Raw genomic sequence first — 12,185 nt, forward strand, 5'->3', positions numbered from 1 at the left:
GACGCTGCCCGGTTGGGTCAGGTGGCGCCGCCAGGGTCCTCGTCATTCGTGTCGCCGTCCGTATCGCCACCAATGGCTTTCTGGATGGCATGCATCGTGAAGCCGCGTGCCATCAGGAAGCGGACCTGGCGCGAGCGTTCTTTCATGTCCAGCGGCACCTGGCCAAACTTGCGCTGCCATACCTCTCGGGCACGCTGCACCTCGGTGGTCAGCAGCGGGGCCGTGGCCTCGCGCACCAGCTCATCGGCCACTCCCCGGTTGCGCAGTTCCCGAACGAGGCGGGCTGCACCCAGGCGGGGGCCACGGCGGTGCACCAGGGATTGGGCCGCGCGCTGGTCGCTCAGCCAGTCCTGCTCCACCAGCATGTCCAGCAGGGCGGCCAGCTCCTCGGGGCTCTCTGCATGGGGCGCCAGCTTGGCGGCCAGCTCGCTGCGGGAATGCTCCCGCTGGCTTAGCAGGCGCAGGGCCCGGCCCTTGAGCGAGAGCGTGGTGAACCCCATGAATCTATTTGCTTCAAATTTAATAGCTGCTGGTGCTTGCCAATCAAGCGCTAGCAGCCAATTTTGCTTGAAACTTCGGAGTTCACTCGTCCGCAGTGGCGGCAGGGGCCTGCAGTGCGCCAGGCAGCAGCGCAATGCCCAGGCCTTCGCGCACCTTGTTCTCGATCTCGCGGGCGAGGTCGGGGTTCTCACGCAGGAACTCACGCGCGTTGTCGCGGCCCTGGCCGATTTTTTCGCCGTTGTAAGCGTACCAGGCACCGCTCTTTTCCACGATCTTGGCGGTCACGCCCATGTCGATGATTTCGCCCTCGCGGCTGATGCCCTCGCCGAACAGGATGTCGAACTCTGCTGTCTTGAACGGGGGCGACACCTTGTTCTTGACCACCTTGACCTTGGTTTCGTTGCCGATGGCTTCGTCGCCCTTCTTGATGGTGCCGGTGCGGCGGATATCCAGGCGCACGGAGGCATAGAACTTGAGCGCGTTACCGCCGGTGGTGGTTTCGGGCGAGCCGAACATCACGCCGATCTTCATGCGGATCTGGTTGATGAAGATGACCATGCAATTGGTCTTCTTGATCGTGGCGGTCAGCTTGCGCAGCGCCTGGCTCATCAGGCGGGCCTGCAGGCCGGGCAGCGCGTCGCCCATCTCGCCTTCGATTTCGGCCTTGGGCGTGAGCGCGGCGACCGAGTCCACCACGATCAGGTCCACGGCGCCGGAGCGCACCAGGCTGTCCACAATTTCCAGCGCCTGCTCGCCGGTGTCGGGCTGGCTGATCAGCAGGTCGGACAGCTGCACACCCAGCTTCTGGGCGTACTGCACATCCAGCGCGTGTTCGGCATCCACAAACGCGCAGGTACCGCCCAGCTTCTGCATCTCGGCAATCACCTGCAGCGTGAGCGTGGTCTTGCCCGACGATTCCGGGCCATAGATCTCGACCACACGGCCACGGGGCAGACCGCCCACGCCCAGCGCGATATCGAGGCCCAGCGAGCCGGTGGAGACAACCTGGATGTCCTCGATCACCTCACCTTCACCCAGGCGCATGATCGTGCCCTTGCCAAACTGCTTCTCGATCTGGGCGAGCGCAGCGGCCAGGGCCTTGGCCTTTTCGGTGTTCACGGGCAATGCGGGGTTGGTGCCTTTGACTGCGACGTCCATGAGAAACTCCTTGAAAAACAACAGGTTGGATGCTTGCATCGCTCTGCGGTTAATCACAGGCTGGATGCTTGAACAGTAGTTTATGCGAGCTGTTGCAAGGTCTTCAAGGATAATTTAGTCAGTTTGCCTGACAATTCGGTGATGCCTGATTTGCCCCTTCCATCCCCTGCCGAAGACGGCTGGCGCCAGACCCACCTGGGTCGCCTGTTCGGCCACGCCATGCGGCGTTTTGACGCGCGCGTGCTGCAGCTCATGGCGCGCAATGTGGAGGTGCCGCTGGCGCTGTCCAACCTGGCGGCGCGCGACCAGGTGACGGCCGCGCATGTGCACATCACCCGGCACCTGGCCTTGCAGGGCGACCGACTGACCGACCTGGCCCAGCGGGCGGGCATGACCAAGCAGGCCATGGCCAACCTGGTGGACCAGTGCGAGGCCTGGGGCCTGGTCACGCGCGAGGCCGACCCGCTGGACGCGCGCGCCCGCCGCGTGTGTTTTACGTCCACGGGGTTGGCCTGGCTGCAGGCGTTTCGCGATGCTGTGGCGCAGGCGGAGGCCGAGTTCCGGGCCGAAGTGGGCCATGACGTGGCCACTGTGGTGGCGATTGGGCTGGAGGCCTATGCGGGCGGCGATGGGGCGGGCATGTTGATGCGCTGAACCCGGCTAGTCGGCTGTACCCGTTGCGGTTGCTGTTGCCGTTGACACCTGGGCCTGCGCCACTGCCACCAGCTGGTCAGCGTCAATGCCCATGGCACGCAGCGTGCGTGCCGCCACGCCGTGCGGCATGGTGGCCACCGCTGCCACCACGTGGGCGCCCAGAAGGGGGCCGCCCTGGCTCTTGCGGGAGCGCGCCAGCGTCTGCATGACCTCCTGGCCCGATGGCTGTGCCCGGTAGAGGCCCGGGGCCGGTGGCGCGAGGGCTGGCGCCTCCGGCAGGGTTGCATCCAGCCCCACGCTGCGTAGCGCATCGCGGTACTGCTGCTCGATCGCATCCCGCACGGCGGCGGGTGCGACGCCCATGCTCTCCAGCGCACGCCGGGCCGACCCATCGGGAAGGTCGATGGCGGCCAGCAAAAAATGCTCTGCCCCCGGTGCGGCTTGGCCGCTTGCGCGGGCATGTGCCTCGGCGCCGGTGCACAGGCGGCTCAGGGTGCGCATGCTCTGGAAGCGGTGCTGCAATTGGCGAAACATGGTGATAACTCCTTCTCAAGAACGGGGCGCTGTGGGGCCTGGGGCATGTGGGGTGACAGGCGCTTGTGCGCTGCCTGCTTGCTCACGCCCAGGGCCTGGGCAATCTGTGCCCACGACCACCCTTGCTCCAGCGCCGCAGCCACGGCGGCAGCTTCCAGCCGGTCGGCCATCAGCCGCAAGGCGACTACGGCAGCCAGCGCGGCCTCGGGGTTGTCGGGTGAGGGGAGTGCGGGTGGCGCTTGCATTCGTCAACTATAGTTGACGAATAGCTCTATCGTCAACCCATGTTGACGACGGCCTGTTCACAGCAAGGCGTCACCGCGGAACGAGCGCGATCGGCCCTGCACCCGGTGTGGGTGGCGAAAGCACTGTCTCACCCCCGGGCGATTCACACGCCAGCAACCACTGTCGAAAGCACTGCAGCGCCTGCAGCTGCGTGCGGCCCTCGGGGTAACAAAACCAGTAGCCCATGTCGCTGCGGAAGCCGCCGCGCAGCGGATGGCCGGCAAGGGGCTCGCGCACCAGGCCCGCCGTGATTTCATCCTGCACCAAGCAGCGCGGTACCAGCGCCAGGCCCATGCCGGCCATCACCGCGCGGATCATGGTTTGGAACTGGTCGAACTGCGGCCCGGCCAGCGGGTCGATGAGGGCTTCCACCCCGTGTGTCTCGCTCCAGCGCAGCCAGGCCTCGGGCACCGTCACGTGGCGCATCAGTGTGTGGTGGGCCACATCGCCTGGCGTGTCGATGGTCCAGTCGGCCACGCGGGTGCGCGGGGCGATCAAGGCCACCTCGTTGCCCGTGATGTAGTGCGCGTGTGCGCCGGGCCAGTGGCCTTCACCGAACAGGATGGAGCAGTCCAGCTCGGGCCGCTCGAAGTCGTAGCTGTGCACGTAGGGCACGAAGTGCAGCGTGACCTGCGGGTGCAGCTGCTGGAACTGCGGCAGGCGCGGGATGAGCCACTTGGCCGCAAACGTGGGCAGACTGGACAGGTGCAGCGCCCCGCCACCGTCGTCGCTGGTGATCAGCTCCAGGGTGGCGGCCTCCAGCTGCGCCAGCACCGCGCGCACGGCTTTCTCGTAGCGTTCGCCCGCGGGCGTCAGCGCCAAGCGCTTGCGGCTGCGCTCAAACAATGCCACGCCCACCCAGCCCTCCAGCTCCTTGACCTGCTTGCTGACCGCGCTTTGCGTGAGGTGCAAAGCCTCGGCAGCGCGCGAGACGCTGCCAAACCGCGTGACCATGGAAAACGCGCGCAACAGGTGCAAAGGGGGCGACAGCCGACGAAGGGAGGACATGGTTGTTGGATTTAATCATTCCAGAATGGAATGTTATCAGGCGTATCCATTGCTTGGCGGTTGTGTATGCCTCACTTAACCTTGTGGCTCCTTATAGGAGAAGAACCCATGCAACGCCGTCACATGCTCTCAGCGCTGGCCGCTGTATCTTTCGTTCCTGGAATGTCCTTGGCGCAAGAGGTCAAGCCTCTGCGTATCATCGTGCCCTTTCCCCCCGGCGGCGCTACCGACATTACCGCCCGCAGCTTGCAGGAGTCACTGGCCCGCATCCTCAAGCAGCCCGTGGTGCTGGAAAACCGGGGCGGCGCAGGCGGCTCCATCGGCATGGCTGAAGTGGCGCGGGCTTCTGCGGACGGTCTGACCCTGGGCGTGGCCACGTTGTCCACCCACGGTGTGAACCCCGCCGTGTACAGCAAGCTGCCTTACGATCCGATCAAGGACTTTGTGGGCGTGACCGAGATCGTGAAAGCGCCCGGCGTGGTGGTGGTCAACCCCGCCGTCCTGCCCGTCAAAGACCTCGCCGAGCTGGTGAGCTATCTCAAGGCCAACCCCGGCAAAGTGGCTTATGCCACTCCGGGCAACGGCACCATCGGACACATGTGGGGCGAGCTGTTTAAGCGCAGCGCAGGTGTCTCCATGGTTCACATCCCTTACCGCGGTGCGGGTCCGGCCATCAACGACGTGCTGGCTGGCCAGGTCGGGGTGTACTTTGACCAGGTGGCTTCCTCGCTGCCCCACATCAAGGCTGGAAAGCTCAGGGCGCTGGCCGTGTCGTGGCCAGTGCGGCTGGAAGTCCTGCCCGATGTCCCCACCTATGCGGCGGTGGGCTACAAACAGGCCAACGAGCCCTCCTGGTTTGGCATGGTGGCCCCGGCGGGGACGCCCGCCGCGGCCATAGACCGCATCCAGCAGGCCGTGGCCCAGGCCCTCAAGGAACCCGCCGTGCGCGAGCGCCTGGCGGGTCAGGGCCTGTACCCCTCCGGTACAACCTCCAAGGAATTCACCGCACAGATCGCCCGTGAGATCGAGAAAATGAAGGGTGTTGCCGCCTACGCCAAGGTGGTGCTTGATTGAACCCACACCGGGCCCGCGGGCCCGGCGGCCATAGCCGGGGAAGACCATCACAGGGATAACCATGGTCTTCGCCCGGTCTGGACGGCTAGGCCAGCCGCCCCATTTTGCGCACACTCTGCCTATGCATTCAGCCTTGAAACTGATCCACCACCGCTTTCAGCACGCCCAACCGGGAGCCACCGGTTCACCCGGGCAGGCCACGCAACCATCTGCCACCGTCACTGCGGTGTCCGGCAGCACACCGCTGGTGCTTGACTCTCCCCACAGCGGCACTCAGTACCCCGCCGACTTTGGCTCCGCCCTCGCCTTGGCCACCCTGCGCCGTGCGGAAGACACCCATGTCGAAAAAATCTACGCCTTTGCCCCTGCGCTGGGCGTGGCCTGGGTCGAGGCCCACTTCCCCCGCATCTACCTGGATGCCAACCGCGACACCACCGAGCTGGATACCAGCCTGATCGACGGCGAATGGACCGACCCCATCTCCACCGACCCCAAGGTGCTCAGCAAGGTGCGCCTGGGCAAGGGCCTGATCTGGAAGTTCACCGACGAGGGTGAGCCCATCTACCACCGCCAGCTCACCGTGGCCGAAGTGCGTGCGCGCATCGACCAATGCTGGCGCCCCTACCACGCGGCAGTGGCCCAGGCCATCGATGCCGCCCATGCGCGCCACGGCTACAGCATCCACCTTAACTGCCACTCCATGCCCGCCGTGGCCGGGCGCTTTGCCACCGAGTTTCCGGGCCTCGAACACGCCGACTTCGTGGTGGGCGACCGCGACGGCACCACGGCCAGCCCCGCGCTGTCCGCACTGATCTGCGATCACCTGCGCGCGTGTGGCTACAGCGTGGAATACAACCACCCCTACAAAGGCGTGGAGCTGGTGCGCCGCTATGGCAACCCAGCGCAGCACCGGCACAGCGTCCAGGTCGAGATCAACCGCAAGCTCTACATGGACGAGCGCACGCTGGCGCAGGTGCCCGAGGGCATGGCGCGGCTGCAGGCCGACCTGCAGGCGCTGGTGCGCAGGCTGCTCGCGCACGATCCGCGCTGACGGGGGCGAGCCGCTTTCAGAACCGCTTCTCAGGCCAGCAGTACCGAAACGCCTTCGTACAGCAGCGCGATGCTGTCCTCGGTGGCGATGTTGCTGTGCGCAAAGGCGGCGCGCGACCCGTCCATGGCCACCAGCGACAACGCCTGAAACCCGCCGGTTTCGCCCGTGTGCAACAGCCAGCCTGCGCCCTGCATGGCGTGCGTGATCCACCCCAGCGCATAGCGGTTGGCAGGAGCGCGTGCCAGGTCTTGCAGCCCCTGCACATAGCTGCGGGGCAGGGGCGTGGCGCCGCCCTTGAGGGCGTGCAGGTGCCATTGCAGCCACAGGGCGTCGTCCCGCGCGGCCAGGCTCACGGCGCCGGCTGGGTTTAGGATCTCCAGCCATGCGCGCTCGGGCGCCCCGGGCAAGCTTTGGGGCTGTAGTTGCCCACCTTCCAGTGCATGGCCTGCGGGCTGGTCGCTGCCCCTTCGCAAAGGCTCGCCCACGAACAGGGAGATGCCCAGCGGCTGGGCCAGACGTTGGCGCAGCAGGTCTTCCCAGTCCTGGCCCGTGGCGGCGCGCAGCATGTGGGCCGCAAGCGCATAGCCAGCGTTGGAGTACGCAAAATCCGGGTCGGCCCCCGTGCCCCGGACAGGGGCCTGGCGCAGCAGCCACTGCAGGAAGAAGTCCTCCACTTCGGCGGGCTCTTGCAGTCGGGTGAGCACGTCGGTGCCGACTTCGCCGAGGAACATCGCCACATCCTCCGGTTTGTTGAATGCCATCACACCCGCACGGTGGTCCAGCAATTGCCGCAGCGTGACACCCTGGTAGGCGGGCAGGGCCTCGCGGGCCAATCCGGGCAGCGTCTGCGCCAGCGTGCTGTCCCAGCGCAGCAGGCCCTGGTCCACCACGCTGGCGGCCACACACGCCGTCATGGCCTTGGTGTTGGAGCCAATTGCCATCAGGTCGCCGCGCTCCAGCGCGGCGGTGCCGCCCAACCTGCGCAGCCCGGCCACCGCCACCTGGGCGCGCGTGGAATCCGTCCAGCCGGTGGCCGCACCCACAACGCCTTGGGACACCAGCTTGCTGGCCTGCGACTGCAGGCGCTCCAGCAAGGCGTCAGCGCCATCGTCGCTACCGCCGCCACAGGCGGTCACCAGGGTGCCCAGGCCAGCTGCGGCCAGCCAGCGGCGACGAGAGAGGACGGCGCCGCGCGCCGCAAGGAAATTCAGGAAGTTCATGGCATCTCGCAAAGAAAAGATGCCCGATTGTTGGAACGCGAACCTTGGGCCTACCCAAAGGTCTCAGCTGGCCAGCGCAGCGTGAAGCCCACGCCCCGGCCCTGCAGGCCCGTGCCGACAGTGACCCGCCCGCCCAGGTGTCCCATGGCCTGCTGCGCGATGGTGAGCCCCAGGCCGGAGCCGCTGCTGCGCGCGCGTGGCGAACGCCAGAACCGCTCGAAGACCCGTGTCTGCTCGCCGGCCTCAATGCCTGGGCCGTCATCGGCAATCCAGACCACCACGTCGCCACCGTCCTGGCTCACGCGCAACTGCACCTCGTGCCCGGCGCCCGGTCCGCAGCCATGCTTGAGGGCGTTGTCCAGCACATTGCCCAGCGCCGACCACAGCAGCTGGCGGTCAAAGGCCAGCACCCAGGCATCGGGCCCTTCGAGCGACAGCTCCACGCCCGTCTCGTCCGCCCAGCGCATGCGCTGCGCCAGGCAGTCCTGCAGCAAGGCCATCAGGTCCTGCCGTTCGGCGCTGGGGGGCGGGGCTTCCTCCAGCGCAGCCAGCGTGAGCAATTGCTCGCTCAGGTGGGCCGCGCGCTCAACGGCGTGCATCAGCGCCTCAGAGGCCCGCGCCCGCGCGGGGCCCTCGGGCGCCTGGAGAAGCACGTGGGCCTGGGTGGCAATGACTGCCATGGGCGTGCGCAGCTCGTGGGCCGCGTCGTGCACCAGCGCCTTCTCACGTGCCAGATGGGCGCGCAGTCGGTTGAGCAAGTGGTCGAATGCCTGGGCCAGCCCGCGCAGTTCGCGCTCGGGCGGTAGGTCCTGTAGGGGGCGCAGGTCGTGGGCAGAGCGCGCCGCGATCTGGGCACCCAGCCGCGCCAGTGGGCGCAGGCCCGTGCGGACGGCCAGCCACAGCGGCAGTCCCACCAGGGGCAGCGCCAGCAGCACCGAGGCCGCGAGGTCTTCGCCCATGAAGCTGAGCAGGCGCGCGTCGGACAACAGGGGCTCGGCCACCAGCACGCGCCACGCGCCCGAGGTTTCCCACGCGGCCCAGTGCGGGCGCCCGGCAATCACCATCTTGGCGTGGCCGGACGGGCCGGCCAGGGCCACGGCGGGGAGGTCGGCGGCGCTGCTGTGAAACAGCTGCCCGTGCGTGTCCTGCAGCTGCAGCACGACTTTCTCGCCCTGCAGCAGTTCCACGTCCAGGCGCATGGCGTTGAACGTCTGTGCCGTGCCGCGCACCAGCGCGCGGGCTTCCACCGGGTCGGGCATGGAGGCCAGCGGCACTGCCAGCCCCTGTGCCAGCTGGCGCACGCCCGGGTTGGTGCCCATGGTCTCGTAGTGGGTGTAGGCCATCTGCGCCAGCAGCACCAGCCACACCAGCCCCATGGCTGCAAGCAGCGCCAACAGGGTGCGCCGCGTGAGGCTGGGGCCCCACCATCGGTTCCATGCGCCGTGTGCAAGGACAGGCCACTTCATGGCTGCAGCCGGTAGCCCACGCCGCGCACCGTGACCACGCGCTGGGCGCTAATCTTCTTGCGCAGGTTGGAGATATGCACCTCCAGCGTGGCGGCGTCCAGCGCATCGCCCAGCGGTTCGAGCCGCTGGGCGAGCACGTTCTTGGCGACCACGGTGCCGGGCTCGCGGGCCAGTTCCACCAGCAGGCGGAACTCGCGCGGCGACAGGGCCAGCAGGGCGTCGCCCTGCCAGGCCTCATGCCGCCGGGGCGCAATCCGCAGTGTGCCCAGTGTCCATTCCTCGCAGGCCTGGCGGGCGCTGCGCCGCAGCACCGCGTGCAGGCGCGACAGCAGCTCGGGCACGTGAAAGGGCTTGAGCACATAGTCGTCCGCACCGGCGTCCAAGCCGTCCAGCCGGTCCTGCAGCGCCGTGCGGGCAGTGATGACGATCACGGGCACCGCGAGCCCCGCGCGCCGCCAGTGGCGCAGCAGCGCCATGCCCTGGCCGTCGGGCAGGGTCAGGTCCAGCAGCACGGCGGCAATCTCGTTGGCGTCGGGCACGGGCGGTGTGGCAGCCATGCTGCGCAGCCATTGCACCGTGAAGCCGTCCAGCTGCAGGGCCTGCAGCAGCGCTTGTCCCAGGTCCAGATCGTCTTCAATGAGCAGGATGTGCATGGCGGTGATTGTCCCCGCCCAAGCTTGCACGAAACCAAAGACCGGGGGGGAGCCAGACGCCTAAAATCACAGCACAGGCGCGGCACCAGACCGCCGCCACCTCACCAGGAGACAACGCATGCGCATTCTCATTGCCGAAGACGACCAGGTGCTGGCCGATGGCCTGCTGCGCACCCTGCGCGCCTCGGGAGCCGTGGTGGACCACGTGGCCAGCGGCACCGAGGCCGATGCAGCGCTCCTGACCAACAACGAATTCGACCTGCTCATCCTGGACCTGGGCCTGCCCAAGATGCACGGGCTGGAGGTGCTCAAAAAGCTGCGCGGCCGAGGCTCCGCCTTGCCCGTGCTCATCCTCACCGCCGCCGACAGCGTGGAAGAGCGTGTGAAGGGCCTGGACTTTGGCGCCGACGACTACATGGCCAAGCCCTTCAGCCTGCAGGAGCTCGAAGCCCGCGTGCGCGCCCTCACGCGGCGGGGAATGGGCGGCACCAGCAGCGCCATCAAACACGGCCCGCTGGTGTACGACCAGGCCGGCCGCGTGGCCACCATCGACGGCAAGATGATCGAGCTGTCGGCGCGCGAGCTGGGCCTCTTGGAGGTGCTGCTGCAGCGCGCGGGCCGCCTGGTGAGCAAGGAGCAACTGGTGGAGCGCCTGTGCGAGTGGGGCGAAGAAGTCAGCAACAACGCCATCGAGGTCTACATCCACCGGCTGCGCAAGAAGATCGAAGGCGGCCCCATCCGCATCGCCACCGTGCGCGGCCTGGGCTACTGTTTGGAAAAGATTCCAGGTTGATATGAAGCACCCCCTGAGTCGCTTCGCGCCTTCCCCCTCTCCTTCGGGAGGGGGACGCACCCGGTGGCCTGGCGGAGCCAGTTCCACGGGTGCACTGGCGTTGGCCGCGTCAGTTGCACATGCTGTGGACGGACATGACGTGCCGATTGAATACTTTAAAAATGATAGCAACTAGCGCTTGATGGATAAGCGCTAGAGGCCAATTTCATTTAAAACCGCCACGGCGAACGCCTTGAAAATATTCCAGCGAGAGCAGCGATCCCTGTTCGGCGAAATCCTCGACTGGATGCTCACGCCGCTGCTGCTGCTGTGGCCCGTCAGCCTGGCGCTGACCTGGCTGGTGGCGCAGGGCCTGGCCAACAAGCCGTTTGACCGGGCGCTCGAATACAACGCCCACGCCCTCGCCCAGCTGGTGGGCGTGGCGGGCAACAAGGTGCAGTTCAACCTGCCCCAGCCTGCCAGCGAGATCCTGCGGGCCGATGAGTCCGACATCGTCTACTACCAAGTGCTGGGCCCCGGCGGGGAGTTCCTCTCCGGCGAGCGCGAGCTGCCCGAGCCGCCCGCCGACGAGGTGCCCATGTCCGGCGAGGTGCGCCTGCGCGACGGCGAAATGCGCGGTATCGAGATCCGCGTCGCCTACATCTGGGTGCGCCTGCCCTTGCCAGATACCCCCGTGGCGCTGGTGCAGGTGGCCGAGACGCGCGAAAAGCGCAGCGTGCTGGCCACCGAAATCATCAAGGGCGTGATGCTCCCGCAGTTCGTGATCCTGCCGCTGGCCGTGTTGCTGGTGTGGCTGGCGCTGGCGCGGGGCATCCAGCCGCTCAACCAGCTGGAGCAGCGCATCCGCGCGCGCAACCCCGACGACCTCTCCCCGCTGGACGACCGCACGGTGCCGCTCGAAGTGGCGCCCCTCGTTGCCTCGGTGAACGACCTGCTGCAGCGCCTGAACGACTCGCTGGCCACGCAAAAGCGCTTTCTGGCCGACGCGGCGCACCAGCTCAAGACGCCCCTGGCAGGCCTGCGCATGCAAGCCGACCTGGCCCAGCGCGAGGGCACCAGCACCGAGGAACTCAAGCGCTCGCTGCAGCAGATTGGCCGCTCCAGCATCCGCGCCACACACACCGTCAACCAGCTGCTGGCGCTGGCGCGCGCCGAGGGCAGCGGCGTGGGTTTTGCGCGCCAGCCCTGCGACCTGGCCCGGCTCACCATCGAGGTGGTGCGCGACTCGGTGCCCCGCGCCCTGGAAAAACACATCGACCTGGGCTACGACGGTGCAGAGCCGGGCTCGTCCGGCGTGATGCTCGACGGCAACCCCACGCTGCTCAAGGAACTGGTGCGCAACCTGGTGGACAACGCCCTCAACTACACCCCTTCCACGCCCGACAAGCCGGGCGTGGTCACGGCCCGCGTGCTGGCCGATACGTTTGGCCATGTGCTGCTGCTGCAGGTCGAAGACTCAGGCCCTGGCGTGCCCGAGGCCGAGCGCGAGCTGGTGTTCCAGCCGTTCTACCGTGCGTTGGGCAGCGAGGCCGACGGCTCCGGTCTGGGCCTGCCGATCGTGCTGGAGATTGCGCGCAAGCACGATGCCGAGGTCACCCTGGAAGACGCACGCCCGGGCCAGCAGCCGCCGGGCGCGCGCTTCAGCGTGCGTTTTGCCGCGCGCGATGAAGTGGCCGGCGGCTGAACAGCACTGCCCGAATACGGGCACGCCGCAGGGGCGATGCACTAGACCCCACCGCCCCGCACCGGGCTGCGGCATCATGCGACCTCTTTGACCCCAAGCTGCCA

13 protein-coding genes are annotated in these 12,185 nt (G+C 67.4%); 5 read left to right on the forward strand and 8 right to left on the reverse strand.

Annotation, left to right across the window (positions count from 1 at the left end):
• Positions 1-17: 17 nt before the first annotated feature.
• Both recX and recA read right to left on the reverse strand, forming a co-directional pair.
• Complete coding sequence (recX, locus tag AC2YJX_RS11135) at positions 18-500, reverse strand: recombination regulator RecX (protein WP_487256070.1); 483 nt, start codon at positions 498-500, stop codon at positions 18-20.
• 82 nt (positions 501-582) lie between these two features.
• Positions 583-1,659, reverse strand: coding sequence for a recombinase RecA (gene recA / locus AC2YJX_RS11140; protein WP_121422935.1), 1,077 nt, complete (start codon positions 1,657-1,659; stop codon positions 583-585).
• A 141-nt stretch (positions 1,660-1,800) separates the two neighbouring features.
• Between recA and AC2YJX_RS11145 the strand changes: the two genes are divergently transcribed.
• Entirely contained in the window at positions 1,801-2,313 is a 513-nt protein-coding gene (locus AC2YJX_RS11145) for a MarR family winged helix-turn-helix transcriptional regulator (RefSeq protein WP_436131451.1), read from the forward strand.
• A gap of 6 nt (positions 2,314-2,319) precedes the next feature.
• Here the strand turns inward: AC2YJX_RS11145 and AC2YJX_RS11150 are convergent, their stop codons facing one another.
• The 3 genes from AC2YJX_RS11150 to AC2YJX_RS11160 all read right to left on the reverse strand — a co-directional run bounded on the left by AC2YJX_RS11150 (position 2,320) and on the right by AC2YJX_RS11160 (position 4,140).
• The gene (locus tag AC2YJX_RS11150) at positions 2,320-2,847 is read right to left on the reverse strand and encodes a Clp protease N-terminal domain-containing protein (RefSeq protein WP_487256071.1); all 528 of its coding nucleotides are present in this window, start codon (positions 2,845-2,847) and stop codon (positions 2,320-2,322) included.
• Positions 2,802-3,092: a helix-turn-helix domain-containing protein gene (locus AC2YJX_RS11155; RefSeq protein WP_487256072.1), complete on the reverse strand. Its 291-nt coding sequence runs from the start codon at positions 3,090-3,092 to the stop codon at positions 2,802-2,804. Before AC2YJX_RS11155 ends, AC2YJX_RS11150 begins: the two co-directional genes overlap by 46 nt.
• A 70-nt stretch (positions 3,093-3,162) precedes the next feature.
• Positions 3,163-4,140 carry a LysR substrate-binding domain-containing protein gene (locus AC2YJX_RS11160; protein ID WP_487256073.1) on the reverse strand — a complete coding sequence of 326 codons (978 nt, stop codon included), beginning with the start codon at positions 4,138-4,140 and terminating at the stop codon, positions 3,163-3,165.
• Positions 4,141-4,248: 108 nt separating this feature from the next.
• Here AC2YJX_RS11160 and AC2YJX_RS11165 point away from each other — a divergent pair, with 108 nt between their 5' ends.
• Both AC2YJX_RS11165 and AC2YJX_RS11170 read left to right on the forward strand, forming a co-directional pair.
• Positions 4,249-5,214, forward strand: coding sequence for a Bug family tripartite tricarboxylate transporter substrate binding protein (locus AC2YJX_RS11165; RefSeq protein WP_121421568.1), 966 nt, complete (start codon positions 4,249-4,251; stop codon positions 5,212-5,214).
• Positions 5,215-5,335: 121 nt separating this feature from the next.
• Positions 5,336-6,265: an N-formylglutamate amidohydrolase gene (locus AC2YJX_RS11170; RefSeq protein ID WP_487256074.1), complete on the forward strand. Its 930-nt coding sequence runs from the start codon at positions 5,336-5,338 to the stop codon at positions 6,263-6,265.
• Positions 6,266-6,294: 29 nt separating this feature from the next.
• On the opposite strand, the gene AC2YJX_RS11175 is transcribed toward AC2YJX_RS11170, so the two are convergent.
• Genes AC2YJX_RS11175 through AC2YJX_RS11185 form a run of 3 tightly spaced genes read right to left on the reverse strand, consistent with a single transcriptional unit; the run spans position 6,295 to position 9,604 of the window.
• Positions 6,295-7,485, reverse strand: a complete 1,191-nt coding sequence (locus AC2YJX_RS11175; RefSeq protein WP_487256075.1) for a serine hydrolase domain-containing protein — start codon at positions 7,483-7,485, stop codon at positions 6,295-6,297.
• A gap of 50 nt (positions 7,486-7,535) precedes the next feature.
• Positions 7,536-8,951 carry a sensor histidine kinase gene (locus AC2YJX_RS11180; protein WP_487256076.1) on the reverse strand — a complete coding sequence of 472 codons (1,416 nt, stop codon included), beginning with the start codon at positions 8,949-8,951 and terminating at the stop codon, positions 7,536-7,538.
• Positions 8,948-9,604, reverse strand: a complete 657-nt coding sequence (locus AC2YJX_RS11185) for a response regulator (protein ID WP_487256077.1) — start codon at positions 9,602-9,604, stop codon at positions 8,948-8,950. Before AC2YJX_RS11185 ends, AC2YJX_RS11180 begins: the two co-directional genes overlap by 4 nt.
• Before the next feature lie 118 nt (positions 9,605-9,722).
• Here AC2YJX_RS11185 and AC2YJX_RS11190 point away from each other — a divergent pair, with 118 nt between their 5' ends.
• Positions 9,723-10,397 (forward strand): response regulator, encoded by a 675-nt coding sequence (locus tag AC2YJX_RS11190; RefSeq protein WP_055394601.1) that lies wholly within the window; start codon positions 9,723-9,725, stop codon positions 10,395-10,397.
• A gap of 232 nt (positions 10,398-10,629) precedes the next feature.
• Entirely contained in the window at positions 10,630-12,081 is a 1,452-nt protein-coding gene (locus AC2YJX_RS11195) for a sensor histidine kinase (RefSeq protein WP_055394603.1), read from the forward strand.
• Positions 12,082-12,185 lie beyond the last annotated feature (104 nt).

Source organism: Acidovorax sp. SRI_002, from assembly GCF_057586455.1.